Raw genomic sequence first — 24,184 nt, forward strand, 5'->3', positions numbered from 1 at the left:
CCGTCCCGTCAGAGGACGGGCGTCTCCTCGAGCAGCCGGAGGTAGCCGGGTGCCGCGACGAACCGGTGCGCGGAGCCGTTGCGCAGCACCTCGCCGTCCCGGGGGAGCGTGCCGCCGGAGACGTGGTCGATGACGGCGCGGATGACGCCGCCGTGGGTCACCACGAGCACCGACTCCGCCTGCGGCGCCGACCTCCGCCGGGCGTCGCGCGCAATTCGGTGCAGCGCGGCGATGGCGCGGACGCCGACCTCGTGCAGCGACTCCGCCCCCGGGACCTCGGCGTGCCAGTCGCCGTAGGTCGAGATGTAGTCGGGGACGAGCATGCCCTCCCCGTCGCCGAACTCCCGTTCCCGGATGTCGGGGACCACGCCCGCGATCTCCAGCCCCAGGCGCTCCGCGATGATGCCGGCGGTCTCGCTCGCCCGCACGAGCGGGCTCGTGTAGACGGCATGGTGCGTCGTGCCGGCGAGCTTCTCCGCCGCCCACCGTGCGTCCTCGCGCCCCGTCTCGTTCAGAGGGATGTCGGTCGACCCCTGGATGCGGCGGGCGAGGTTCCAGTCGGTCTGACCGTGGCGGATGAGAGTGAGATAGGTCACGAGAGCATCTCCTGGAGGGCGGGGAGCACGTCGCTGGTGCCGGCGGCGATGGTGACATCCGCCCAGGCGTCCGCGCGGGTCGGCTCGCGATTGACGATGATCAGAGGGATGCCACGCCGACGCGCACGGTTCACGAGCCGCACGCCGGAGTTCACGACGAGAGAGGAGCCGGCCACGATGAGCGCATCGCTGGAGCGCAGCAACGACTCCGCGGCACGGAAGCGGTCCTGCGGCACGTACTCTCCGAAGAACACCACGTCGGGCTTGAGCATGCCCTCGCACACGGTGCAGGTCGGGATCACGAAGCCATCGGTGCTCTCCGGGAGCACGTCGCCGTCCGGGGCCAGCGCCACGTTCTCCGGAACCGTGATCCAGGGATTGCGCTCCTCGATCTGCACGGCGATGTCGCGACGGTCGAACACCTGGCCGCAGTGCAGGCAGAGCACGCGGCGCATGGTCCCGTGCACCTCGATGACGTGCGAGCTGCCCGCGCGGAGGTGCAGGCCGTCGACGTTCTGGGTGATGACGCCCGAGACCACGCCTCTGGACTCCATCTCCGCGAGGGCTCGGTGGCCGGGATTCGGGGCGGCCTGGGCGAAGGCGCGCCACCCGAGGTGCCCGCCGACCCAGTAGCGACGTCGCGCGGCCTCGTCGCCGAGGTAGGTCTGGATCGTCATGGGATCGCTGCGGGTGCGCGCCCCCTCGCCACGGTAGGCGGGGATGCCAGAGTCGGTCGAGATGCCGGCGCCGGTGAGGAGGGCGATCCGCTTGCCGCGCAGCAGGTCGGCGGCGTGGGAGAGCTCGGCCGACGGCTCGGCGGTGTTCGTCACGCTCACAGGACCTCCTCGCTCGAGTCTACGGGGCGTGGGGTGGGCGAGAACCGGGATGGCAGAGTGGAGCGGTGGACCTCGAGCATGTGACCGACATCGACGACCCGCGGCTGGACGACTACCGCGGCCTCACCGACACCGCCCTCCGCGCCGTCCGCGAGCCCGCGGAGGGACTCTACATCGCCGAGACCGCCAAGGTGATCGAGCGTGCGCTGGCCGCCGGGCACGAACCCCGATCGGTGCTGGTCTCGGCCCGGCGCGTCGACGAGGTACGGCGCATCCTGGGGGAGCGCGCCGTTCCGGTGCTCGTGGTCCCGGACGAGGTCGCGGAACAGGTCACCGGCTATCAGGTGCACCGAGGGGCCCTCGCCGCGATGCACCGCCCGGCTCTGGCGCCGGTCGCGGACGTGGTGCGCGACGCACGGCTGGTGCTGGTCCTGGAGGACCTCGGCGATCACACCAACGTCGGTGCGGCCTTCCGTGCCGCCGCCGGGTTGGGGGCGGATGCGGTGCTGGTGTCGGCGCGCTGCGCCGACCCGCTCTACCGTCGCAGCGTCCGGGTGAGCATGGGCACGGTGTTCCAGGTGCCCTGGACCCGGATCGACGAGTGGTCCTCGGCGGTCTCGGATCTTCGTGAGCAGGGCTTCGACATCGCCGCCCTCGCACTCAGCGACACAGCCGTGGATCTCCGGCTGTATGCGGCACAGCGGCCCGCGAAGGTGGCGCTGCTCTTCGGCGCGGAGGGAGACGGTCTCACGCGGACCGCCCTCGACAGTGCGGACACGGTGGTGACGATCCCGATGGCCGGCGGCGTGGATTCGCTCAATGTCGCCTCGGCCGCCGCCGTCGCGCTGTGGGCACTCGCTCCCGTGGAGTGAGAGGCGCGTCACTCCTTGCCGGGGAGGATGACGGGGGAGGGCTCTGGGCGCTTCGCCGCGATGTGGTCGCCGGAGGACTGGTGACGGAGACGACGGAGCACCCAGGGCACGAGGTGCTCCCTCGCCCAGCCGAGGTCCTCGCCGCGGGCGGCGCGCCACGTGCGCAGGGGCAGGGGCTCGGGCTGCATGGCCTCGAGGTCGTTCGGCACGTTGAGGGCGCGGAGCACCATCCGCGCGACCTCGTGGTGGCCGAGCGCGTTGTAGTGGAGGCGGTCGTCGTCGAAGAAGCGGGCGTCCTGCACGACCTTCAGCGCCCACTGGTCCGCGACGATGCAGTCGTGCCGCTCCGCGATCGCGCGGACGTTCTCGTTGTAGATCGCGACCTTGCCGCGGAAGGGACGGAAGACCGGCGTGAACCCCGTGTCGATGCCGGTGAAGAGGATCACCGCGGCACCGGTGGACGACAGGCGCGCCACCGCGTCCTCGAGCTGTGCGGCGATGGCGTCCGGGTCGGTGCCGGGGCGGATGACGTCGTTGCCGCCGGCGCAGATCGAGATGAGGTCGGGGTGCAGCGCGACGGCGGGCTCCACCTGATCGGCGACGATCTGCGCGATGAGCTTCCCTCGGACGGCGAGGTTGGCATAGGCGAAATCGTCGACCTGCTGGGCGAGCACCTCGGCGACGCGATCGGCCCAGCCGCGGTGACCCCCGGGGGCCGCCGGGTCCGGGTCTCCGATGCCCTCGGTGAACGAGTCGCCGATCGCGACGAACCGGCGCCAGGGGTGCGGGGTCTCGTTCGCGACGTACGGGGTCCTGGTCGATTCCTGATCGCTCATCCGGCTCTCCTTCGCGAAGGCGTGCGCGCACGATGGTGACCGCCGCGCAGTGACCGAGCCTACCCGTGCCGGCGCTCAGGAAGGGGGACGCGCGCGGCGTCGCGGCGGATGCCCCGGTGTCGGTGGGAGCGATTATCGTGGAGTCGATGCTCTCTCCGTCCTTCCCTCAGCGCGCCCCGTGGGGAACGGCGAACAAGCTGCGGGCATGGCAGCAGGAGGCTCTGGACGCGTACTTCCAGGCCGACCAGCGTGACTTCCTCGTGGCCGCCACACCGGGCGCCGGCAAGACCACGTTCGCGCTCACCCTCGCGGTCGAGCTCATGCGCATGGGGGAGGTGAACCGCGTCATCGTCGTGGCCCCCACGGAGCACCTGAAGACGCAGTGGGCCGATGCCGCCGCGCGCGTGCACATCCGTCTCGACCCGCGCTTCCGCAACAGCGACTGGGCTCCGGCACGGCACTATCACGGGGTCGTGGTGACGTATGCCCAGGTCGCCGCGAAGTCGTCGGTGCATCGCCACCTCACCGAGGACGCGAAGACCCTGGTCATCCTCGATGAGGTGCACCACGGCGGCGACGCCCTGAGCTGGGGCGACGCGATCCGGGATGCCTACGGGCCGGCGAAGCGCCGACTGCTGCTCTCCGGGACCCCGTTCCGGAGCGATACGGCGCCGATCCCGTTCGTGGAGTACCTCCCGGACGAGACGGGGGCGCGGGTCTCCAGCACCGACTACGCCTACGGCTACGGCCGCGCTCTCGCCGACGGCGTCGTCCGTCCCGTGCTCTTCCACATGTACGCGGGGAAGATGCGCTGGCGCACGAGCGCCGGCGACGAGCTCGAGACCCACCTCGGGCAGGACAACACGAAGGACGTCACATCGCAGGCATGGCGCACGGCCCTCGACCCCGAGGGCGACTGGATGCCGGCCGTGCTCTCCGCCGCCGACCGCCGCCTCACCGAGATCCGGCACCACATCCCCGACGCCGGCGGACTCGTGCTGGCCACGGATCAGACCGTCGCCCGGGCCTACGCCAACATCCTGCACAGCATCACGCGCGAGCAGCCGACGATCGTGCTCTCCGATGACGCCACCGCGTCCGAGCGGATCGAGAAGTTCTCCGAGGGCACCGCCCGGTGGATGGTCGCGGTGCGCATGGTGTCGGAGGGCGTCGACGTGCCGCGGCTCGCCGTCGGCGTCTACGCGACGTCGTCGTCCACCCCGCTGTTCTTCGCCCAGGCGATCGGCCGCTTCGTGCGCGCCCGCCGTCGCGGAGAGGCGGCGAGCGTCTTCCTCCCGCACGTCCCCGTGCTGATGAAGCTCGCGAACGAGATGGAGAAGCAGCGCGACCACGCGCTCGACCGGCAGTCCAAGGACGACGATGGCCTCGACGACTCGCTGCTGGAGAGCGCGAACCGCGAGGACGAGGCCTCCGACGCCCTGACCCAGGAGTTCAGCTACCAGGCGATCTCCTCCGTCGCGCACTTCGACCGCATGGTGTTCGACGGCAAGGAGTTCGGTCAGCTCGCCGAGCCGAACACGCCTGAGGAGGAGGAGTTCATCGGCTTCCCCGGCCTGCTCGAACCCGAGCATGTGCACGAGCTCCTCATGCAGCGGCAGGCCCGCCAGTCCCGGCATCGCGAGGTCCGGGAGGCCCAGGCCGAGCCGACGCAGACCACGACGCTGCCCGCACCGCTGCACCGCACCCTGCGCGAGCAGCGCCAGCTCCTGAACAGCTTGGTGGGCCTCTACGCGCGGCAGTCGGGCCAGCCGCACGGTGCCGTCCACGCCGAACTCCGTCGTATCTGCGGCGGCCCGGCGGTGGCGCAGGCGACCGTGACGCAGCTGCAGTCCCGCATCGAGGTACTGCGCAAACGCGTCCGCTCCTGATGGCGGCCTCGGCGCCGCTTCGGATCCCCGAAATGCTGGCAATCCGGGCCAGGACGCGGCCTTCGCGACACCCCGCGGATAGCGTGGAACGGTTGCCCGGACGCCGGGCACCGTGACACCTGGAGGTTCCATGACAGCCCCTGCCGCAGCCGATTCCACGGCCGCCGATCGACGGCGCTGGGCTCGCTATCTCGTCGAGGAGCGCGCCGAGGGCGCCGTCTATCAGCGCCTCGCGGCCCGCCGGTCGGGGGAGGAGCGGGCGATCCTGCTCGGGCTCGCCGAGGCCGAGCGCCGGCACGAGAAGCACTGGCTCGACCTTCTGGGCGGCGAACCGACGCGCCTGCCGCGGGCGGGAATCCGTTCCCGCTTCCTGGGGTGGATGGCCGGGCGCTTCGGCTCGATCTTCGTCCTCGCCCTCGCCCAGAGTGCCGAGGCCCGCTCCCCGTACGACGCCGAGCGCTGGGCCACCCCGGCCATGCGCGCCGACGAGAAGGTCCACCACGAGGTCGTCCGCGGCCTCGCCGCGCGGGGCCGTCGGCGCCTCTCGGGCTCCTTCCGCGCGGCCGTCTTCGGGGCGAACGACGGCCTCGTCAGCAACCTCGCCCTGGTACTCGGGATCGGCGCCACCGGCGTGAGCTCCGGCTTCGTGCTGTTCAGCGGTATCGCGGGTCTCCTCGCGGGCGCGCTGTCCATGGGAGCCGGGGAGTTCGTGTCGGTGCGATCACAGCGGGAACTCCTCACCGCCACCGAGGCGAACGAGGACGCCGCGGCGGCCGCGGCCGACCTCGACATCGACGAGAACGAGCTCGCGCTCGTGTACCGCGCCCGCGGCATGGACCACGGTGAATCCCTCGCCAGGGCCCGCCGCATCGTGCAGGCCGCCCAGGAGGGCGTCCGCCGGGCAGCCACGGGGCCGGTGGCCGTCCAGGGCGGGGACGCGCACGAGGTCGTCGGCAGCGACTGGACGGCGGCCATCTCCAGCTTCCTCCTCTTCGCCTCCGGCGCGATCATCCCCGTCCTGCCCTGGATCTTCGGCATGGAGGGCACCGCGGCGATCGTGCTCGCGCTCGTGCTCGTCGGCATCGCGCTGCTCAGCACCGGTGCGATGGTCGGCGTGCTCTCCGGAGGACCGCCGCTCCGGCGGGCCCTTCGGCAGCTCGCGATCGGCTTCGGCGCGGCGGCGGTGACCTACGCGCTGGGTCTGCTCTTCGGCGTCGGCGCGGTGTGACGGCGGTGCGGTCCCGCCTCGCGCGGGACCGCACCGGATCACCGTGACCGCAGCGGGAACGACGAAGGCCCCGGATCCGTGGATCCGGGGCCTTCGCTCTCTGTGCGCGGAGGGGGACTTGAACCCCCACGCCCTATCGGGCACTAGCACCTCAAGCTAGCGCGTCTACCATTCCGCCACCCGCGCAGGTGTTGGATTTGATCGTTGCCGACCGAAGAATGAGATTAGCACGTTCTCGGAGGCGTCTCGAACCGAGCGTGACGCCCGGGCGTGGCACGCGGTTTCGATAGCCTGAGTCCATGACCGAATCCTCCCTGCCGGAGGTCGCCCGCGTCGCGAGCGACCTCATCCGCTTCGACACCTCCAACTACGGCGGCGGCAACGCGAAAGGGGAGCGGGAGGCGGCCGAGTACGTCGGCGCGTATCTGGAGGAGCTGGGGCTCGAGGTCGAGTACTACGAGCCCATCCCGCGGCGGACGAACGTCATGGCGCGGGTCCCCGGCCGTGATCGCTCCAAGCCGGCCCTCGTCGTGCACGGCCATCTGGATGTCGTGCCCGCGGTCGCCGAGGACTGGACGGTGGACCCGTTCGCCGGCACCGTGCAGGACGGCATGCTGTGGGGCCGGGGCTCCGTGGACATGAAGAACATGGACGCGATGATCCTCACCGCCGTGGCCGACATCCTGCGCGCGGGGGAGCAGCCGGAGCGCGACCTCGTCCTGGCGTTCTTCGCCGACGAGGAGAACGGCGGGGTCGAGGGCTCCGCGCTCGTCGTGAAGGACCGGCCGGAGTGGTTCGCCGGGGCGACGGCCGCGATCAGCGAGGTCGGCGGCTACTCCATCTCGGTCGACGACCGTCGGGCGTACCTGCTGCAGGTGGGGGAGAAGGCGCTGATCTGGATCCGCCTCGTCGCCACCGGCCGGGCGGGGCACGGCAGCCGCCTGCACGAGGACAACGCCGTCACTAAGCTCGCCGAGGCCGTCGCCGCCATCGGCCGCACGCGGTGGCCGGTCCGGCTCACGCCGACGACGGAGGCGCTGCTCGAGGGCCTGAGCGCGCTGAGCGGCCGGAGCGCCGACGACCCCGACGCCCTCGCCGCCGCGGCCGGCCCGGCTGAGGCCTTCCTGCGGTCGACGTTCCGCACGACGACCAACCCGACGGCCCTCACCGCCGGCTACAAGCACAACGTCATCCCGGAGCGCGCCGAGGCGCTGATCGACGTCCGGGTGATCCCCGGCACCGAGGACGACGTGCTCGCCGAGCTCCAGCGCATCGTGGGCGACGACATCCGGATCGAGACCGTGGTGCGCGACATCGGCATGGAGACGCCGTTCGAGGGAGAGCTCGTCGACGCGATGGTGGCAGCCCTGGGTCGGCACGACCCCGGAGTACCGGTCATCCCGTACCTTCTGGGAGCCGGAACGGACAACAAGGCGCTGGCCACTCTCGGCATCACCGGCTACGGCTTCGCCCCGCTGCGTCTCCCCGCCGATCTCGACTTCACCGGGATGTTCCACGGAGTCGACGAGCGCGTGCCCGTAGACTCACTTGTCTTCGGTCAGCGGGTGCTGGCCGATCTGCTGCGCACGTACTGAGCGGTCTCCACGCGCTCCGTGCCGTCCCGAAAGACGAAGGCCTCTCCATGCACCTGCTCGAAGCACTGATCCTGGGAATCGTCCAGGGTCTCACCGAGTTCCTGCCGATCTCCTCCAGCGCCCATCTGCGTGTCGTCGGGACGTTCCTACCGTCCGGAGAGGATCCGGGCGCGGCGTTCACCGCCATCACGCAGATCGGCACCGAGGCCGCGGTCGTCGTGTTCTTCTGGCGGGACATCGTCCGCATCATCTCCCAGTGGTTCCGATCCCTCGCCGGCAAGGTGCCGCGGAACGATCCGGACGCGCGCATGGGCTGGCTCATCATCATCGGCAGCATCCCGATCGTGCTGCTCGGGCTCCTGTTCCAGGACCAGATCGAGACCGTCTTCCGGTCGCTCTGGATCGTGGCGATCATGCTCATCGTGTTCGGCATCCTCCTGGGCATCGCCGACCACGTCGGTGCCAAGCGGCGCACGCTCGACGACCTGACCTACCCGCACGGCATCGCCTTCGGTCTCGCGCAGGCGCTCGCCCTCATCCCCGGTGTCTCGCGATCCGGTGGCACGATCACCATGGGTCTCTTCCTCGGCTATGAGCGCGCCGCCGCCGCCCGCTACGCCTTCCTGCTGGCGATCCCGGCCGTTTTCGGCAGCGGCTTCTACCAGCTGTTCAAGAGCTGGGGCGAGCCGTCCTTCTTCTCGCTCGGCGACACGGTGGCCGCGACGGGCGTCGCCTTCGTCGTCGCACTCGGCGTGATCGCGTTCTTCATGAACTGGATCTCGAAGCGCAGCTTCCTGCCGTTCGTGATCTACCGGATCCTGCTCGGTGGCGTGCTGCTCGTGCTGCTCGCGATGGGTGTCATCCCCGCGTCCGCCTGATCAGCGCTTGCGGTCGCCCCGGCCGTCGTCGCGGCGACGCAGGTACCGCTCGAACGCCTGGGCGATCGCGTCCCCGGAGGCGTCGGGGGAGTCCCACGTGTCCCGGGTGCGCTCCAGCTGCCGGATGTACTCCGCCATGTCCTCGTCCTCGGACGCGGCGGCATCGATCGACGCCTCCCAGGCCGCGGCCTCCGTGCGCAGGTGCCGGCGGTCCACGTCCACCCCGGTCAGCTCCTCGAGACGGTCGAGGAGGGCCAGGGTGACCTTCGGCGACGGCGCTGCCGAGGCCACGTAGTGCGGGACGCTGGCCCAGAGGCTCACGGAGGGGATACCCGCGTTCTCAGCGAAGTGCTCCAGCACGGTGAGGATGCCGACGGGGCCCTCGTACACCGAACGCTCCAGGGCGTGGGCCTCCCGGACCTGTTCGTTCTGGCTCGACGCGAAGATCGAGATCGGGCGGGTGTGCGGGACGTCGGAGAGCATCGCGCCGAGGGTCACGAACCCGGTGATGTCGTCGCGCAGCGCGACATCGATGAACTCGGACGCGAACGCCTGCCAGGTGCGCGCGGGCTCGGCGCCGGTGAGGAGCCAGAACTCCGGGCCGGGGCCCGGGTCTCGCGGGCGCCACAGTCCGGCCTCCGGCCAGGTCATCTGCCGCCGCCCCTCGGCGTCGAGCCGCGTCGCCGGTCTCGTGTACTGGTAGTCGAAGTAGAGCTCCGGATCGACCGAATGCACGAGGTCGTAGCCGCCGGCCGCCTGCAGGGCGCCGACGGCTCCCGTCGCGGCCTCGCCGGCGTCATTCCAGCCGTCGAAGGCGGCGATGATGATACGTGAACCGAGAACGTCCATGCCGTGCTCCCTTCGCGGTCGAGGATTCGATCCCCCCAGGCTAGCCCGCGACGAGGGGATGTGGGCGGGCCCGGCTAGCATGGGTTCAGTGAGCAACAAGCCCCGCGCGGTCCTCTGGGACATGGATGGAACACTCGTCGACACCGAGCCGTACTGGATGGCGGCCGAGACTGCTCTGGTGGAGTCGTTCGGCGGCACCTGGTCCCATGAGGACGCCTTGCAGCTCGTGGGCAGCGGCCTCATCGACAGCGCGATCATCCTCCAGGGCGCGGGGGTCGACATGGCTCCCGAGGCGATCGTCTCGCACCTCACGAGTGCGGTGCAGGAGTCGCTGCGGACCCGGGGTGTGCCCTTCCGACCGGGCGCTCAGGAGCTTCTCCGCGACCTCCGCGCCGCCGGGATCCCGACCGGACTGGTGACGATGTCGCTGCGCCGGATGGCTCTCGACGTGGTCGGGCTGATCGAGTTCGAGGCGTTCGACATCGTCGTCGCCGGAGACGACGTCGACAACCCCAAGCCGCACCCGGAGCCCTACCTCCAGGCCGCGGCGCTCCTCGATGTGGACATCGCCGAGGTCGTGGTCATCGAGGATTCCCCGACCGGTCTCCGCGCGGGCCTCGCCTCCGGAGCGCTGACGCTCGGCGTGCCCCACATCGTCCCGCTCGACGGCCTCGGCGCCCACGAGCTGTGGCCGACCCTCGACGGCCGCGGTGCCGCCGACCTCGTGGAGCTCTTCGGCTCCCGCGCCGCGATCACGGAGGCCACCCGATGACGACCACGTCCGCCCCGCGCCCCAGCGGCCCCTTCCGTGAGGGCGACCGCGTGCAGCTCACCGGCCCGAAGGGTCGCCTGCACACTGTGACGCTCCGCGAAGACGGCGAGCTGCACACCCACCACGGCGTCCTCCGGCACCGAGACCTCATCGGGCTCCCCGATGGCTCGGTCGTGGCGAACAGTTCCGGGCACGAGTACCTGGCGCTGCGACCGCTGCTGCGGGACTTCGCGATGTCGATGCCGCGCGGTGCCGCGATCGTCTACCCGAAGGACGCGGCGCAGATCGTCATGCAGGCCGACATCTTCCCCGGCGCCACCGTCGTCGAGGCCGGTGTCGGGTCCGGTGCTCTGTCGCTCTCGCTCCTCAGGGCCGTGGGCTCCACGGGGCGCCTGCTCTCCTTCGAGCGCCGCGAGGACTTCGCGGAGGTGGCGCAGGCGAACGTCGAGACCTTCTTCGGGGAGCGCCCCGACTCCTGGCGCGTCGTCGTCGGTGACCTCGTCGCCGCGCTGCCCGCGGAAGTCGAGCCCGGCACCGTCGACCGGGTGGTGCTCGACATGCTCGCGCCCTGGGAGTGCATCGAGGCGGTGGCGGAGGCGCTGACCCCCGGCGGTGTCGTGCTCTGCTACATCGCCACCGCCACGCAGCTCTCCCGCGTCGCCGAGTTCATCCGCGGCACCGGGCTCTTCACCGACCCCGAGGCGTCGGAGACCATGGTCCGCGGGTGGCACGTGGAGGGGCTGGCTGTCCGACCGGACCACCGCATGGTCGCCCACACCGGATTCCTCCTCACGGCCCGCAGGCTCGCCCCGGGCGCCGTGGCCCCGTCTGTGAAGCGTCGGGCCTCGAAGAGCAGTTACAGGGACGAGGATGTGGAGCTGTGGACCCCGGGCGCGGTGGGCGATCGCGAGATCACGGACAAGAACCTCCGCAAACGCGCCCGCGAAGCAGGGAAAGCCGCCGAGGGCGCGCGGTTGGCGGCTGCATCGCGCGAATCCGAGCACCCGACGGAATAGACTGGAGCGCGTGCGTAAAACGTCCGCCGTTCTGGCCTCCCTCAGCCTCGCCGCCCTCGCCCTGACGGGGTGCAGCGTGACCTCTTCGTCCGCCGATGCCACATGCGATCGCGACGGACACGCCAACGGCATTGACAGCGCCGTCACGGTCAGCGGCGAGGTCGGCTCCGAGCCCGAGGTGGAGATCTTCGCACCGGTGCGTCTCACGGAGACGTCCTACGCCGACGCGGTCACGGGGGACGGGCGTGCCCTCGTGGATGACGCCCAGCCGCTCATCGCGCAGATCTCGATCTACAACGGCGCGACGGGCGAGCAGATCTTCCAGACGACGTACGACGAGGGGAACACCCGCCCGTCGACGATCGGCTCCTGGGCAACGCAGTCTCCTGGGCTCGCCGATGTCCTGGAGTGCGCGACGGGTGGCACGCGCATCGTCGCGGGTCTGACCCCGGAGGACTTCGGCGAGGCGAACCTCGGTGGCTTCGGCATGGGGGAGGACGACATCGCAGTGTTCGTGATCGATGTCGTCGACGCCTTCCTCCCGAAGGCCGAGGGCACGCTGCAGTTCAATGACGCGCAGGGCATGCCGACCGTGGTGCGCGCCGACGACGGCACCCCGGGCATCATCATCCCCGACAGCGCTGCCCCGGAGGAGCAGGTCGTCCAGACACTGATCCGCGGAGACGGCGAGAAGCTGACCGACGAGCAGACGCCACTCGTCCACTTCACCGCGGTGAACTGGGACGACAAGTCCGTCCTGCAGAGCACGTGGGGACAGTCCGCCACCGACAGCATCCGACAGATCGCCGCCCCGGTGGCCGACGCGTTGGTCGGGAAGCCGGTCGGCTCCCAGGTCCTCGTCGTCCTGCCGAAGACCGAGAGTTCCGCCGCGATGGCCGTCGTGGTCGACATCCTCGGCGTGTCCCCGGTCTCCGCACCCTGATGGCTGCCCGGATCCCTGCCGAAGAGCGCCTGACGAACCTCGTCGTGGCGCTGATGGCGACGGAGATCGGGCTCACCAAGCAGCAGATCCTCGACAACGTCTCCGGCTATCGCCAACGCGCCGATGCAGGGACGCGTTCGGATGCTCTGGAGAAGATGTTCGAGCGGGACAAGGACGAGCTGCGCGCGCTCGGCGTCCCGATCGAGACGATCGGCGACGCCGCCGACCCGAACGACCTGCGGGAGGCCCGATACCGCATTCCGCAAGCGGAATACGACCTGCCAGGAGACATCGAGTTCTCGCCGGCGGAGCTTGCCGTGCTCCGCCTCGCCGGTAGCGTCTGGAGCGCGGAGTCCGTCTCGGGAGACGCGCAGTCCGGCGTCCGGAAGATCCGCGCCCTGGGCATCGACGGCGATGAGCCGATCATCGGCTTCGCGCCGCGGATCACCGCACGCGACGCTGCTTTCGCGCCTTTGCAGGACGCGATCGAAAGCCGCAGGGTGGTCTCCTTCGACTATCTGAAGCCGGGGGAAGACGCTCCCCGGCGTCGACGCATCCGTCCGCTCGCGTTGGTGGACTATGAAGCACGCTGGCATGTCTACGGCGTAGACGTCGACATCGAAGAGGACCGGACGTTTCTGCTCAGCCGCATCGTCGGTGACGTCGTCGTGAGTGCGACCACGTTCGACGCGGCGTTGCGGGAGGGCGCGGGGGATCGGGCGCTGAGCGGCCTCGAACGTGTCGCCGCCGAGAACTCAGCGCTGCTGGAGGTGACCCCCGGTACCGAAGCTGCACTGCGCCTGGGCCGGCGTGCGACACCCGCTGCCCAAGGCATCCGCGTGCCCTTCGTCGATCTGCACATCCTGGCGGACGAGCTGGCGTCCTATGGACCCGAGGTCCGCGTCGTGGAGCCCGCACCGCTCAGGGACGCAGTGATCAGCCGTCTGCGCGCGGTGGTCCAGGCCCACATCGATACGGAGGTGTCGGCATGAGCGGTGCGCCCAAGCCTCTCCTCGCCGCGGAGCGCGTGCGTCTCTACCTGACGCTCGTCCCGTATCTGCTCGAGCACGGGCAGGTCTCGCTCGCCGAGGCCGCCGAGGAGTTCGGGGTGACCCCGCGGGAGATGCGGGCGATGGTCGAGAAGCTGACCGTCATCGGCCTTCCCGGCGAGGCGGGCTACTGGCAGCAGCCGCAGGAGATGTTCGACATCAACTGGGATCTCCTCGACCTCGAGGACGTCATCGAGATCACGAACGACGTGGCCCTGCGTCGAGTGCCGCGTTTTACGGCGCGTGAGGCTGCGGCCCTGCTCGCGGGCCTGCAGATGGTCGCCGCCGTGCCTGCCGTGTCCGACTCCGGCCTCGTGGCCGGGCTCATCTCCAAGCTCTCGCGGGGAGCCGCTGACGCCCCGGCCGACGTCGTCGTCGCCCCGACCGCGGTGGACGAGGTGCGCGAGGTCGTCTCCCGCGGCCTGCAGAAGGGCGTGGCGGTCTCGTTCACCTACCAGGCTCCCGACGCCGCCCCGACGACCCGGACCGTGGATCCCGTGCAGATCCTCATCACCAACGGACAGTGGTACCTGCAGGGCTGGTGCCACATGCGCGAGGCGATGCGCACGTTCCATCTCGATCGTGTCAGCGCACCGACCCTGACCGACATCCCCAGCACGCACGGCGGCGACCGGGTGCCGGAGGCGTTCGCCGGGCTGGAGGAGGAGCGCGAGGTCACCGTCCGCGTCCCGGAGCGCCTCGCTCCGCTGCTCAGCGGTTTCGTGCCCACGGAGACGCTCCGCGCGGGCGACGGGATGGTGACGACGCAGCTGCACCTCGCGGACCCCCGCGGCATCAAACGGCTCGCGGCCCGTTTCGGCGGTGCGATGGAGGTCACGGATCCGGGGATCGCGCGGACCGCCACCCGGGAGTGGGCTGCCGCCGGACTCGCGCTCTACCACCGGCCTGCGGCCGAGGATTGATCTGTAGACTGGGGCGGAAAGCCCCCCTACGACGGGATTGTCGATATGTTCGCTGGAATGCAAGGCTGGCACCTGCTCATCGTGCTGGCCGTTATCCTCCTCCTCTTCGGCGCTGCCAAGCTGCCGGCCCTCGCGAAGAGCATGGGCCAGTCGGCCCGCGTCTTCAAGGGTGAGATGAAGGCCATGAAGGAAGAAGACGCGGTTCGTGCCGAGTCGGCTCCCGCGGAGCCGACGACGGTGAAGGACTCGGGCACCGACCCTGAGACTCCGCCTCGCGCCTGACCGGCCGTGGCAGCCATCGAACCGACCGTGATGCCGACGGCGGATCGGGATCGGCGGATGTCGCTCGGCGCACATCTCGTCGAACTGCGCAAGCGCCTCATGTACGCGGCGATCGCTCTGGTCGTCGGCATGGTCGTGGCGTTCATCATCGCGGACCCGGTCATCCATTTCATCACCGGTCCGATCCGCATCATCTCGGAACAGCGAGGTGATGACTTCAGCGCGTTGAACTTCGCGACAGTGACGTCCGCGTTCGACATGCGTATGCGCATCGCCTTCACGATCGGCCTGTTCCTCTCCGCACCCGTCTGGCTGTGGCAGATCTGGGCCTTCATCATGCCCGGCCTCACCCGCAAGGAGATCCGTTACACCGTCGGCTTCGTCGTCGCCGCGGTGCCGCTGTTCTTCGCGGGGTGCTATCTCGGGGTGCAGATCATGCCGCACGTCATCGAGCTCATGTGGAGCTTCACCCCGGAGGGCGGCACCAACTTCTACTCCGCGCAGGAGTACTACGACTTCGTGTTCAAGCTGATGATCGTCATCGGCATCTCGTTCGTCCTTCCCGTCTTCCTTGTGGCTCTCAACCTCGCCGGCGTGATGTCGGGACGGGCGATCCTCAAAGGGTGGCGCGTGGCGATCCTCATCGCGACGATCTTCGCTGCGCTGGCGACCCCGGCCGCAGACGTGGTCAGCATGCTCATGCTGGCCGGCATCCTCATCGTCCTCTTCTTCGCAGCGGCAGGACTCTCCCTCCTCTTCGACCGACGCAAGCGCAAGCGGGACACCGCCGCCGGACTCGTCCCGGACGCGCCATGAGTTCGCCGTCCGAGCGATATGCGCAGGCGCAGGAGAGTGCGGCGCATCCGGAGACGGCGGCGTTCGCGGCGCGCCAGCGCTTCCAGCTCGACCCGTTCCAGCTCGCCGGATGCCACGCGCTGGAGAACGGACGCAGCGTTCTCGTAGCGGCCCCCACGGGCGCCGGGAAGACCATCGTGGGGGAATTCGCCATCCACCTGGCGATGCAGACCGCGACGGACAAAGCCTTCTACACCACGCCGATGAAGGCGCTCTCCAACCAGAAGTTCCGCGAACTCGTCGATGTCTACGGTGCGGACGAGGTCGGTCTGCTGACGGGCGACACCAACATCAACGGCAACGCCCGCATCGTGGTCATGACCACCGAGGTCCTGCGGAACATGATCTACGCCGACTCCGCGGCGCTGCGCGACCTGCGCTACGTCGTGATGGACGAGGTGCACTATCTGGCCGACCGCTTCCGGGGTGCCGTGTGGGAAGAGGTCATCATCCACCTCCCGCCCCGCGTGCGCCTGGTCTCGCTGAGCGCGACGGTGTCGAACGCCGAGGAGTTCGGTGACTGGCTGGACACGGTTCGCGGTGACACCGAGGTCATCGTCTCCGAGATCCGTCCGGTGCCGTTGGAGCAGCACGTGCTCGTGCGAGACGACCTGCTGCCGCTCTTCGACGACCGTGCCGGCATCGCCACGGCCCAGGTGAACCAGGAGCTCATGCGCATCCGGTCGTTCACCGGCTCCACCTACGAGAGCAACCGCCAGGCGCAGTCCTACCGCAGCAACCGACACGCCGGGCGGCAGGCCCCCCGACCGCCGCGGGGCGGGCGCCGCCCCGTGCGCGCCGCGAACGCGCGTCGGATCGAGCGCATGGACCGCCCGGACGTGGTCGAGCTGCTGGAACGCTCGAACCTGCTCCCCGCCATCTTCTTCATCTTCAGCCGCGTGGGCTGCGACGCCGCGGTGCAGCAGGTACGGCGCTCAGGTCTCCGCCTGACCTCGGCGGAGGAGCGGGCCGAGATCCGCGCCATCGTCGAGGAGCGCACCCGCACTCTGCAGGACGAAGACCTCGGGGTGCTGGGCTACTGGGAGTGGCTGGACAACCTCGAACGGGGCGTGGCCGCCCATCATGCCGGCCTCCTTCCCGCCTTCAAAGAGGTCGTCGAGGACCTCTTCCAGCGCAAGCTGCTCAAGGTCGTCTTCGCGACCGAGACGCTGGCCCTCGGCATCAACATGCCGGCGCGGACCGTAGTGCTCGAGAAGATGGAGAAGTTCAACGGAGAGGCGCGCGTCGCGATCACTTCCGGTGAGTACACGCAGCTCACCGGTCGCGCCGGACGCCGCGGCATCGACGTCGAGGGGCACGCGGTCGTGCAGTGGAGCGAGGGCATGGACCCGCAAGCCGTCGCCGCCCTCGCGTCGCGGCGGACCTATCCGCTCAACTCCAGCTTCCGGCCGACGTACAACATGGCCGTCAACCTGATCGACCTGTTCGGCCAGGCGAGAGCCCGAGAGATCCTGGAGTCGTCGTTCGCCCAGTTCCAGGCGGACCGCGCCGTGGTCGGGCTGGCCAGACAGGTGCGGGAGGCCGAGGAGTCGCTGGCCGGCTATCAGTCGGCGATGGCGTGCGAGCACGGCGACTTCCCGGAGTACGCCGCCATCCGCCGCGAGCTGAGCGACCTCGAGAAGAAGAACCGGCAGGACACCCAGGCCCCGCGCGCTGCACGGGACAAGCGGATGAAGCGGATCCAGACGCTCCGCACGCGGATGCAGCGCCACCCCTGCCACCGCTGTCCTGACCGCGAGAAGCACGCCCGGTGGGCCGAGCGCTACTGGAAGCTCAAGCGCCAGACCGATCGCACGCGCCGTCAGATCGAGACCAGGACCGGCACGGTGGCCCGCGTCTTCGACCGTGTCGTCGAGGTGCTGGAGACACTGGACTACGTCCGTCGTGACGAGGACGGGATGCACCTGACCGATGCGGGGCGCACGATGCGCCGCATCTACGGTGAGCGTGATCTGCTCGTGGCAGAGTCGCTGCGTCAGGGCCTCTGGAAGGGGCTGGATGCGCCGTCGCTGGCCGCGATGGCGTGCTGCCTGGTGTACGAGCCGCGCCGCGACGAAGCGAACGCGGGGGAGCGGGGCCTCCCCAGGGGCGCCTTCCGAGCGGCATACGAGAAGACGACCGCGCTCTGGGCGGAGCTCGACGACCTGGAGCAGGACCATCAGCTCCCGGGAAGCGAGCCGCTGGCCGCCGGGCTCGCGGGTGCGATGCACGCCTGGGCGCGCGGCGGGATGCTCGACCGCGTCCTCATCGACGCCGACATGGCGGCCGGCGATTTCGTGCGGTGGGCGAAGCAGACCATCGACCTCCTGGATCAGCTGTCCATCGTCGCGGAAGACGCCGTGCTCGCACGCACCGCCCGGGCTGCCCTCGACGGTGTGCGCCGTGGCATCGTCGCCTACTCCTCGATGTGAGATCCGCCCGCATGACCGAAGCCTCCGTCCGTCGACGCGCCCTCCTGCCCCTGTGGGCCGCCGTTCCCCTAGCCGCCCTGGCAGCGCTGCTCATGGACCTCGCGTTCCCCGAGGCGGCGATCTGGATCCTGGCCTTCCCTGCCACGGCCCTGCTGCTGCTCGCGCTGATCGGGCGGCGGGCCGGAGGAGCACTGCTCGTGGGGCTCGTCTACGGCATCGTGTTCTTCGCTCTGCTCGTGTCCTGGACCTCTCGATACCTCGGGCCGCTGCCGTGGGCCGCCCTGAGCGTCGTCGAGGGCGTCCTCACGGCCGTCGGGCTCATCCCCGTGACCCTCGCGTACCGGTGGCTGCCCCGGGCCTGGCCGGGCATGGCGGGACGCCTGCTGACCCTCCCGGCCGTCGTCGCGGCGCTCTGGGTGGGGCGGGAGCTGTTCCTCGGCTGGTGGCCGTACGGCGGCTTCCCCTGGGCTCGTCTCGGGATGAGTCAGGCCGAGAGTCCCCTCGCCGCGCTCTCCTCCTGGATCGGCGTGAGCGGGCTGAGCTTCCTCATGATGTTCCTCGTCGCGATGGTGATCGAGATCATCCGGATGGGGTTCTGGCGACGACCGATCACCCTGCTCGCGCCGGCCGCTCTCGTCCTGATCCTCTTCTTCATGCCGCTCTTCCCGACCACGCCGTCGGGGTCGATGCGCATCGCCGCGGTGCAGGGGAACGGGCCGACCGGCTACTTCGACGAGCGCGAGCCCTTCGCCGTGATCCAGGCGCAGACCGAGGCGACCGAGCCGCTGTACGGCGAGGACGTCGACCTGCTCGTGTGGCCGGAGGGCGGGCTCGACACGGATCCCTTCGCGAACTCCGCCATCGCGCGGCGGATGACCCTGGTGTCGAACCGCATCGATGCGCCACTGCTCGCCAACGCCGCCACCGGCCGCGGGAACCTCTACTACAACACCTCGATGCTCTGGCTGCCGGACGGCACAGCGCCGCAGAAGCACGACAAGCGTCATCCCGTGCCCTTCGGCGAGTACGTGCCGGATCGCGCGTTCTTCAACGCTCTCGCGCCGGATCTCATCGGACTGATCCAGCGCGAGTACACCCCGGGGACGAACCCGCCGATCGTCGAGGTGGATGATGTCCGTGTCGGCCTGGCCATCTGCTTCGACGTCATCTACGACGACGTCATCACCGAGGGCCTCTACGGCGGCGCCGAGGTGCTGGTCTTCCAGACGAACAACGCCGACTTCCGCGGCACGGATGAGAACCTCCAGCAACTGGCGTTCGCACGGATGCGCGCGATCGAGACGGGCCGCAGCGTCGTGAACATCTCCACGGTCGGCACGAGCCAGGTCATCCTCCCGAATGGGCGGACGGTCACGAGCCTGGACGCGGATGAGGCCGGAGCGATGCTCGAGGATGTCGAACTCCGCTCCGGCCTCACGGCGGGAATCGTCCTGGGCCCCTGGTTGCAGCAGGTGCTGCTCTGGGGCGGTCTGGGCGCGCTCGGTCTCGGGTGGTGGCGCGCCCGTCGGCGTTAGGCGCCGATCTTCTCGCGGGTGGGGTCCTCACCGGCACCGCGCCGGGCTCGGATGTAGGCGAGACGCTCCTCGAGAAGCTCCTCCAGCTCCGCACGGGTGCGGCGCTCCATGAGCATGTCCCAGTGGGTGCGGGCGGCCTTCTCGTCGGTGGCCTCGAGGGTGACGGCCTCGCCGTCGACCTTCAGGCGGGCTTCCGCGCCGCAGGAACGGCACTCCCAGGTCTGAGGCGGTTCGGCATCGGCAGCGAACATGAGCGTGGTGTCGTGTCCGCAGGTGTCACAGGTATAGGTGGTCTCACGGCGCTCCATGAAAACGACGCCCTCTTCGCTCTGTAGGCTCTGGGCGCCGAGTCGGATGCCGCGCAGGCTGCGATCTGCCATTGTGTGGTCCTCTCGTCGCTGTCAGGTATAACGTTCGAGCCTGTGCGCTTCATCCACGTCGGGACGTTCTGCGCGGTATTCACAGGGGAATCCCAGCGCCGGAGGATATTGGGCGCTCAGGGCTTCCGGAACGTGGCGACGGCGAGGTCGGCACGGTCGGTCACGACGCCGTCCACGCCCGCGTCGATGAGGCGCCGCATGTCGTCCGCGTCGTTCACGGTCCAGACATGGACCTCGGTGCCGGCCCGGTGGGCGGCGCGGAGGAGCGCAGGCGTCAGCACTCGGATCGCCCCGTGGCGCTCGGGGATCTGCAGGGCGTCGATCTCCCGGAGCACTCTGCCGGGGGAGAGACGCACGGCGGAGAGCGAACGCAGGGCCGCGATCGTCCGACTCCCGCCGGAGGTGGCGGGCCGGAGCGCGGTGCCGGTCTGCCGTACGGCCTCCAGCGTCGCCCGCCGGTTGGCATCCGAGAAGCTGGTGACGAGGACACGATGCGTGTGCGCGGCGAGGATGGGGCCCAGCGGCGCTGCGGCGGCCGGTGTCTTCACATCGATGTTGAACCGGGTCTCCGGGAATGCGGAGAGCGCCTCGGCCACCGTGAGCAGACCGCCGTGGTCAGCGAACAGCGCGCCCAGCTCCCGCGTCCTGACCTCGTGCACGGCGCGCGGATCGTCCACGAGACGGCGCAGGTCGTGATCGTGGAAGAGCACGACGTCACCGTCAGCGGTGACCTGGCAGTCCGTCTCGATGTACTCCGCCCCAGCGGCATGCGCCGCGGCGAAGGCGGCCGCGGTGTTCTCCCAGACGCCGGATTCCCGCCCCTCGGCGGTCACCAGACCCCGATGGGCCAGGATGCGGGGCTGCTCGGCCTTGACGAAGTACGGGTGCGTCACGCGCCGGAAGGGGGAGTGGTCGACCCGGGTCCGACCTTCGGGGTGAAGGCGGTGCCGATGCCCTTGAGTGCCTCGGTCAGCTCGCTCGGGATGATCCAGAGCTTGCTGGACGGGCTCTCACTGATCTTCGGGAGCATCTGCAGGTACTGGTACGCGAGGAGCTTGTCGTCCGGCGCTCCCTGGTGGATCGCGGAGAACACGCTCTGGATCGCCTCCGCCTCGCCCTGGGCGCGGAGGACGGCGGCCTGCTTGTCGCCCTCGGCGCGGAGGATCTCCGCCTGACGGAGGCCTTCCGCCTCGAGGATCGCAGACTGCTTCGTGCCCTCGGCGGTCAGGATCGCGGCACGGCGATCCCGCTCGGCGCGCATCTGCTTCTCCATCGAGTCCTGGATGGAGACGGGCGGGTCGATCGCCTTGAGCTCGACGCGGCCCACGCGGATGCCCCACTTGCCGGTCGCCTCGTCGAGGACCACGCGGAGCTGCCCGTTGATGTTGTCGCGGCTCGTCAGTGCCTCTTCGAGGTTCAGACCACCGACGACGTTTCGGAGAGTCGTGGTGGTGAGCTGTTCCACGGCGCCGAGGTAGTTCGCGATCTCGTAGGTGGCCGCGCGCGCATCGGTGACCTGGAAGTAGACGACCGTGTCGATGGAGACGACGAGGTTGTCCTCGGTGATCACGGGCTGCGGCGGGAACGACACCACCTGCTCGCGCATGTCGATCAGCGGCCGCAGGCGGTCGATGAACGGCACGAGGATGTTGAGGCCGGGAGAGAGGGTCTTGTGATAGCGGCCGAGCCTTTCCACCACGCCGGCGGTCGCCTGCGGGATGATGCGGATCGCCCGCGCGATCGTGACGATCACGAAGATGATGACCGCGATCACCAGGATCCAGATGATCACGGTCGGGATGATCGATGCGTCGTCCACGCGTACTCCTAGTCGTTGAGGGGTCGGACGATGGCGGTCGCGCCGTTGATCGCACTGACGGCGACAGGCGCCCCCGCGGGGATGGCCATCGGGGTGGTCGTCCTGGCGGTCCAGGTATCGCCGTTCGCGAGCTTCGCCTGACCGGAGATCTGCGTGATCTCGCTGAGCGCGATGCCCCGGAGGTCGACGAGCGCCTCCACGTTCGAGCGCGTGGGGTCGGCACCGCGGTGCAGGCGCCGCAGGAGCGGCGGCCGCAGGAAGAGGATGAAGAGGGCGGATGCCAAGGCGGCGATGAGGATCTGGATCCAGACCGGGAGGCCGACGAAGTCGGTGACGAGACCGATCACGCTCCCGAAGCTCAGCATGAGGAAGGTGAAGTCGAGGGAGAGCATCTCGATGACGAGGAAGACGGCGATGAGGACCAGCCATCCGATCCATGCCCAGTGGTCGATGAACGTGACGAACGTCGAGAAGTTGTCCATGCGGCCTCCTTTGCCGTCAACGTACCACGCGCGAGGACGCTCGACGGGCCGCCACCGCGCCCCTTGGTAATCTGTGAGAGCCGTGCGCCCACGGCGTTCCACGCACCATGAGGAGTCACCCGTGACCGACGTTCTTCCCGCAGGATCCCTCGACGGCAAGGTGGCCCTCGTCACCGGCTCATCGCGGGGGATCGGCGCCGACACCGTGCGATACCTCGCCGAGGCCGGCGCCGACGTCGTCATCAACTACCGGAACAAGGCCCCGCGCGCGGAGAAGCTCGCGGCGCAGCTGCGGGAGTTCGGTCGCCGGGCGCTCGTCGTCGGCGCGGACCTCACCGACCCTGCGTCCGTAGCCGAGATGTTCGACGCCGTCCGCGCCGAGTACGGACGCCTCGACGTCCTCGTCCTGAACGCCTCGGGCGGCATGGAGTCGGGGATGGCCGAGGACTACGCCCTGAAGCTAAATCGCGACGCGCAGCTCAACGTCCTCAACGCCGCGACGCCGCTGCTGTCCGACGGCGCACGCGTCGTGTTCGTCACCAGCCACCAGGCGCACTTCATCCGCACGACGCCGACGATGCCGGAATATGAGCCCGTCGCGCTGTCGAAGCGGGCCGGTGAGGACGCGCTGCGCGAGCTCATCCCCGGTCTCGCGGAGAAGGGGATCGGCTTCACGGTCGTCTCCGGCGACATGATCGAGGGGACGATCACGGCGACGCTGCTCGAGCGCGCGAACCCGGGTGCCATCGCCGAGCGCCGCGAGTCTGCCGGCCGCCTCTACAACGTGTCCGAGTTCGCCGCCGAGGTCGCCAAGGCCGTGATCGACCCCGTCCCCGCGGACAACACCCGCCTCGTCGGCGACGTGAGCGCCTTCGCCGCGGAATAGTCGTCAGACGCGAGACGCCCCGGACCCGCTGCTGCAGGTCCGGGGCGTCACGCGTCCGTGGTCAGATGCCGGCAGCGCCCGAGGTGAACGCCTTCTCGTCCTTGCCGAGGGTGATCGCGCGGATGATCTGCACGATGCCGAGCACGACGAGCGCGATGCCCAGGAGCAGCCACAGCGCGAATCCGGCGATGGCCGGCGAGAAGAGCACGATGATTCCGGCGATGATGCTGAGGATCGCGTAGATCACCGTCCACACCCGCGAGCCGTCGCTGCCGAGCAACGAGAGCGCGACGACGCCGTCGACGATCCAGCTCACGCCGATGAAGATCACGACGACCAGGGCGAGGGTGGCGGCGGCGACGTTCAGGTTGAAGAACGCGATGACGCCCGCGACGATGTAAAGCAGGCCGAGGACGATGTGCCCGACGCGGGACCAGCCGCCCTTGGCGCGGGAGAAGATCCCGAGGCCGATGTACACGACTCCCGCGACGATCAGGTAGGACGCGAAGATCGCCGTCACGATGACGGCCGACTTCACCGGCCAGACCAGCAGTGCGATGCCCGCGAGCAGCGCGAGAACGCCGGAGACCGCGAGAGCGACCCGGATGGATTTGAAGAACGACTTCGTTTCAGCGAGTGCTTCAGACATGGCGGGGAACCCCTTCTGAGAGAATCCTGTGAGGATGCCCCCAGGGTAGCGCCGGATCTCCGACAGTGGGGGAGGAGGGCCTCCGCGCGTCGCGGATGGTCATTCCCCGTCTTCCGGCGTCATGGCAGGATCATGACGTGACACCGGTGGATGAGGTTCGCCTGCGGGAGCTGGTCGTGATGCGGAAGGTCCGCGACCGGATCGATCGCGAGTACGCGAAGCCCTTGGACGTCGAGGCTCTGGCGCGGGGCGTGCACCTGTCGGCCGGCCATCTCAGCCGGCGGTTTCGCGAGACGTACGGCGAATCCCCGTACTCCTATCTGATGACCCGCCGCATCGAGCGTGCCATGGCGCTGCTGCGTCGCGGCGACCTCAGCGTCACCGAGGTGTGCTTCGCGGTGGGCTGCTCCTCGCTGGGAACGTTCAGCACCCGGTTCTCGGAGCTGGTCGGTGTCCCACCCAGCGTGTACCGTGAACGCGCCGCGAACGTCGAGGGCATCCCGTCGTTCCACGCCAAGCAGGTCACCCGACCGATCAGGAATCGAGAAGCGCCGCGCCCCGAGGCGCACCTAACGTGAGCAT

At 69.7% G+C, this 24,184-nt stretch carries 25 protein-coding genes and 1 tRNA gene; 16 read left to right on the forward strand and 10 right to left on the reverse strand.

Annotated elements, in window-relative coordinates:
• Positions 1 to 8 precede the first annotated feature (8 nt).
• Together BLU02_RS01460 and BLU02_RS01465 are read right to left on the reverse strand one after the other, a co-directional pair.
• Entirely contained in the window at positions 9 to 596 is a 588-nt protein-coding gene (locus BLU02_RS01460; RefSeq protein WP_060922608.1) for a histidine phosphatase family protein, read from the reverse strand.
• Entirely contained in the window at positions 593 to 1,432 is an 840-nt protein-coding gene (locus BLU02_RS01465; protein WP_060922607.1) for a Sir2 family NAD-dependent protein deacetylase, read from the reverse strand. The genes BLU02_RS01460 and BLU02_RS01465 overlap by 4 nt, the downstream gene beginning before the upstream one ends.
• A gap of 65 nt (positions 1,433 to 1,497) precedes the next feature.
• On the opposite strand from BLU02_RS01465, the gene BLU02_RS01470 reads away from it, so the two are divergent.
• Positions 1,498 to 2,304 carry a TrmH family RNA methyltransferase gene (locus BLU02_RS01470; protein ID WP_060922606.1) on the forward strand — a complete coding sequence of 269 codons (807 nt, stop codon included), beginning with the start codon at positions 1,498 to 1,500 and terminating at the stop codon, positions 2,302 to 2,304.
• A gap of 8 nt (positions 2,305 to 2,312) precedes the next feature.
• On the opposite strand, the gene BLU02_RS01475 is transcribed toward BLU02_RS01470, so the two are convergent.
• Entirely contained in the window at positions 2,313 to 3,140 is an 828-nt protein-coding gene (locus tag BLU02_RS01475; RefSeq protein ID WP_060922605.1) for an SGNH/GDSL hydrolase family protein, read from the reverse strand.
• Between the two features lie 146 nt (positions 3,141 to 3,286).
• On the opposite strand from BLU02_RS01475, the gene BLU02_RS01480 reads away from it, so the two are divergent.
• Together BLU02_RS01480 and BLU02_RS01485 are read left to right on the forward strand one after the other, a co-directional pair.
• Positions 3,287 to 5,029, forward strand: coding sequence for a DEAD/DEAH box helicase (locus BLU02_RS01480; protein WP_060922613.1), 1,743 nt, complete (start codon positions 3,287 to 3,289; stop codon positions 5,027 to 5,029).
• 130 nt (positions 5,030 to 5,159) lie between these two features.
• Entirely contained in the window at positions 5,160 to 6,257 is a 1,098-nt protein-coding gene (locus BLU02_RS01485; RefSeq protein WP_060922604.1) for a VIT1/CCC1 transporter family protein, read from the forward strand.
• Positions 6,258 to 6,360: 103 nt separating this feature from the next.
• Here BLU02_RS01485 and BLU02_RS01490 read toward each other — a convergent pair.
• Positions 6,361 to 6,443, reverse strand: a tRNA-Leu gene (locus tag BLU02_RS01490).
• 113 nt (positions 6,444 to 6,556) lie between these two features.
• On the opposite strand from BLU02_RS01490, the gene BLU02_RS01495 reads away from it, so the two are divergent.
• Both BLU02_RS01495 and BLU02_RS01500 read left to right on the forward strand, forming a co-directional pair.
• Positions 6,557 to 7,852: a M20/M25/M40 family metallo-hydrolase gene (locus tag BLU02_RS01495; protein WP_060922603.1), complete on the forward strand. Its 1,296-nt coding sequence runs from the start codon at positions 6,557 to 6,559 to the stop codon at positions 7,850 to 7,852.
• Positions 7,853 to 7,899: 47 nt separating this feature from the next.
• Complete coding sequence (locus tag BLU02_RS01500; protein ID WP_060922602.1) at positions 7,900 to 8,730, forward strand: undecaprenyl-diphosphate phosphatase; 831 nt, start codon at positions 7,900 to 7,902, stop codon at positions 8,728 to 8,730.
• Here BLU02_RS01500 and BLU02_RS01505 read toward each other — a convergent pair whose 3' ends face one another.
• The gene (locus tag BLU02_RS01505) at positions 8,731 to 9,579 is read right to left on the reverse strand and encodes a PAC2 family protein (protein ID WP_060922601.1); all 849 of its coding nucleotides are present in this window, start codon (positions 9,577 to 9,579) and stop codon (positions 8,731 to 8,733) included.
• Between the two features lie 88 nt (positions 9,580 to 9,667).
• Here BLU02_RS01505 and BLU02_RS01510 point away from each other — a divergent pair, with 88 nt between their 5' ends.
• The 9 genes from BLU02_RS01510 to lnt are packed head-to-tail and all read left to right on the forward strand — an operon-like array spanning position 9,668 to position 19,386.
• Positions 9,668 to 10,351, forward strand: a complete 684-nt coding sequence (locus BLU02_RS01510; protein ID WP_324970194.1) for an HAD family hydrolase — start codon at positions 9,668 to 9,670, stop codon at positions 10,349 to 10,351.
• Entirely contained in the window at positions 10,348 to 11,367 is a 1,020-nt protein-coding gene (locus BLU02_RS01515; RefSeq protein WP_060922600.1) for a tRNA (adenine-N1)-methyltransferase, read from the forward strand. Before BLU02_RS01510 ends, BLU02_RS01515 begins: the two co-directional genes overlap by 4 nt.
• A 10-nt stretch (positions 11,368 to 11,377) precedes the next feature.
• The gene (locus BLU02_RS01520) at positions 11,378 to 12,310 is read left to right on the forward strand and encodes an FKBP-type peptidyl-prolyl cis-trans isomerase (RefSeq protein WP_060922599.1); all 933 of its coding nucleotides are present in this window, start codon (positions 11,378 to 11,380) and stop codon (positions 12,308 to 12,310) included.
• Positions 12,310 to 13,302, forward strand: a complete 993-nt coding sequence (locus BLU02_RS01525) for a helix-turn-helix transcriptional regulator (RefSeq protein WP_060922598.1) — start codon at positions 12,310 to 12,312, stop codon at positions 13,300 to 13,302. Before BLU02_RS01520 ends, BLU02_RS01525 begins: the two co-directional genes overlap by 1 nt.
• The gene (locus tag BLU02_RS01530) at positions 13,299 to 14,282 is read left to right on the forward strand and encodes a helix-turn-helix transcriptional regulator (protein ID WP_060922597.1); all 984 of its coding nucleotides are present in this window, start codon (positions 13,299 to 13,301) and stop codon (positions 14,280 to 14,282) included. Before BLU02_RS01525 ends, BLU02_RS01530 begins: the two co-directional genes overlap by 4 nt.
• Before the next feature lie 45 nt (positions 14,283 to 14,327).
• Complete coding sequence (gene tatA, locus BLU02_RS01535) at positions 14,328 to 14,564, forward strand: twin-arginine translocase TatA/TatE family subunit (RefSeq protein WP_025103438.1); 237 nt, start codon at positions 14,328 to 14,330, stop codon at positions 14,562 to 14,564.
• A 57-nt stretch (positions 14,565 to 14,621) separates the two neighbouring features.
• Positions 14,622 to 15,380 carry a twin-arginine translocase subunit TatC gene (gene tatC, locus BLU02_RS01540; RefSeq protein WP_060922611.1) on the forward strand — a complete coding sequence of 253 codons (759 nt, stop codon included), beginning with the start codon at positions 14,622 to 14,624 and terminating at the stop codon, positions 15,378 to 15,380.
• Entirely contained in the window at positions 15,377 to 17,851 is a 2,475-nt protein-coding gene (locus BLU02_RS01545) for a DEAD/DEAH box helicase (RefSeq protein ID WP_083370859.1), read from the forward strand. Before tatC ends, BLU02_RS01545 begins: the two co-directional genes overlap by 4 nt.
• An 11-nt stretch (positions 17,852 to 17,862) precedes the next feature.
• Positions 17,863 to 19,386, forward strand: coding sequence for an apolipoprotein N-acyltransferase (lnt, locus tag BLU02_RS01550; protein WP_060921635.1), 1,524 nt, complete (start codon positions 17,863 to 17,865; stop codon positions 19,384 to 19,386).
• Here lnt and BLU02_RS01555 read toward each other — a convergent pair.
• From BLU02_RS01555 to BLU02_RS01570, 4 genes are all read right to left on the reverse strand, one after another.
• Complete coding sequence (locus BLU02_RS01555) at positions 19,383 to 19,766, reverse strand: RNA polymerase-binding protein RbpA (RefSeq protein WP_060921636.1); 384 nt, start codon at positions 19,764 to 19,766, stop codon at positions 19,383 to 19,385. The two genes, lnt and BLU02_RS01555, sit on opposite strands and share 4 nt — an antisense overlap.
• A gap of 116 nt (positions 19,767 to 19,882) precedes the next feature.
• On the reverse strand, positions 19,883 to 20,659 hold the full coding sequence (locus BLU02_RS01560; protein ID WP_060921637.1) for a glycerophosphodiester phosphodiesterase family protein: 777 nt from the start codon (positions 20,657 to 20,659) through the stop codon (positions 19,883 to 19,885).
• Positions 20,656 to 21,585 carry an SPFH domain-containing protein gene (locus BLU02_RS01565; protein WP_060921638.1) on the reverse strand — a complete coding sequence of 310 codons (930 nt, stop codon included), beginning with the start codon at positions 21,583 to 21,585 and terminating at the stop codon, positions 20,656 to 20,658. The genes BLU02_RS01560 and BLU02_RS01565 overlap by 4 nt, the downstream gene beginning before the upstream one ends.
• 8 nt (positions 21,586 to 21,593) lie before the next feature.
• The gene (locus BLU02_RS01570; RefSeq protein WP_025103445.1) at positions 21,594 to 22,067 is read right to left on the reverse strand and encodes an NfeD family protein; all 474 of its coding nucleotides are present in this window, start codon (positions 22,065 to 22,067) and stop codon (positions 21,594 to 21,596) included.
• A 121-nt stretch (positions 22,068 to 22,188) separates the two neighbouring features.
• Between BLU02_RS01570 and BLU02_RS01575 the strand changes: the two genes are divergently transcribed.
• Positions 22,189 to 22,953, forward strand: a complete 765-nt coding sequence (locus BLU02_RS01575; protein ID WP_060921639.1) for an SDR family oxidoreductase — start codon at positions 22,189 to 22,191, stop codon at positions 22,951 to 22,953.
• Positions 22,954 to 23,014: 61 nt separating this feature from the next.
• On the opposite strand, the gene BLU02_RS01580 is transcribed toward BLU02_RS01575, so the two are convergent.
• Positions 23,015 to 23,602, reverse strand: coding sequence for an HdeD family acid-resistance protein (locus tag BLU02_RS01580; RefSeq protein WP_060921640.1), 588 nt, complete (start codon positions 23,600 to 23,602; stop codon positions 23,015 to 23,017).
• Between the two features lie 179 nt (positions 23,603 to 23,781).
• Here BLU02_RS01580 and BLU02_RS01585 point away from each other — a divergent pair, with 179 nt between their 5' ends.
• The gene (locus BLU02_RS01585; protein WP_051582213.1) at positions 23,782 to 24,180 is read left to right on the forward strand and encodes a helix-turn-helix transcriptional regulator; all 399 of its coding nucleotides are present in this window, start codon (positions 23,782 to 23,784) and stop codon (positions 24,178 to 24,180) included.
• The last annotated feature ends 4 nt before the right edge of the window (positions 24,181 to 24,184 follow it).

Source organism: Microbacterium paraoxydans, from assembly GCF_900105335.1.
In the GTDB taxonomy this organism is placed as follows: Bacteria; Actinomycetota; Actinomycetes; order Actinomycetales; family Microbacteriaceae; genus Microbacterium; species Microbacterium paraoxydans.

Coding starts and splice junctions, on each gene's coding strand:
- BLU02_RS01475 (WP_060922605.1), bottom strand. CDS start 3,140: ATGAGCGATCAGGAATCGACCAGGACCCCGTACGTCGCGAACGAGACC.
- BLU02_RS01480 (WP_060922613.1), top strand. CDS start 3,287: ATGCTCTCTCCGTCCTTCCCTCAGCGCGCCCCGTGGGGAACGGCGAAC.
- BLU02_RS01485 (WP_060922604.1), top strand. CDS start 5,160: ATGACAGCCCCTGCCGCAGCCGATTCCACGGCCGCCGATCGACGGCGC.
- BLU02_RS01495 (WP_060922603.1), top strand. CDS start 6,557: ATGACCGAATCCTCCCTGCCGGAGGTCGCCCGCGTCGCGAGCGACCTC.
- BLU02_RS01500 (WP_060922602.1), top strand. CDS start 7,900: ATGCACCTGCTCGAAGCACTGATCCTGGGAATCGTCCAGGGTCTCACC.
- BLU02_RS01505 (WP_060922601.1), bottom strand. CDS start 9,579: ATGGACGTTCTCGGTTCACGTATCATCATCGCCGCCTTCGACGGCTGG.
- BLU02_RS01515 (WP_060922600.1), top strand. CDS start 10,348: ATGACGACCACGTCCGCCCCGCGCCCCAGCGGCCCCTTCCGTGAGGGC.
- BLU02_RS01525 (WP_060922598.1), top strand. CDS start 12,310: ATGGCTGCCCGGATCCCTGCCGAAGAGCGCCTGACGAACCTCGTCGTG.
- BLU02_RS01530 (WP_060922597.1), top strand. CDS start 13,299: ATGAGCGGTGCGCCCAAGCCTCTCCTCGCCGCGGAGCGCGTGCGTCTC.
- tatA (WP_025103438.1), top strand. CDS start 14,328: ATGTTCGCTGGAATGCAAGGCTGGCACCTGCTCATCGTGCTGGCCGTT.
- tatC (WP_060922611.1), top strand. CDS start 14,622: ATGTCGCTCGGCGCACATCTCGTCGAACTGCGCAAGCGCCTCATGTAC.
- BLU02_RS01545 (WP_083370859.1), top strand. CDS start 15,377: ATGAGTTCGCCGTCCGAGCGATATGCGCAGGCGCAGGAGAGTGCGGCG.
- lnt (WP_060921635.1), top strand. CDS start 17,863: ATGACCGAAGCCTCCGTCCGTCGACGCGCCCTCCTGCCCCTGTGGGCC.
- BLU02_RS01555 (WP_060921636.1), bottom strand. CDS start 19,766: ATGGCAGATCGCAGCCTGCGCGGCATCCGACTCGGCGCCCAGAGCCTA.
- BLU02_RS01570 (WP_025103445.1), bottom strand. CDS start 22,067: ATGGACAACTTCTCGACGTTCGTCACGTTCATCGACCACTGGGCATGG.
- BLU02_RS01580 (WP_060921640.1), bottom strand. CDS start 23,602: ATGTCTGAAGCACTCGCTGAAACGAAGTCGTTCTTCAAATCCATCCGG.
- BLU02_RS01585 (WP_051582213.1), top strand. CDS start 23,782: ATGCGGAAGGTCCGCGACCGGATCGATCGCGAGTACGCGAAGCCCTTG.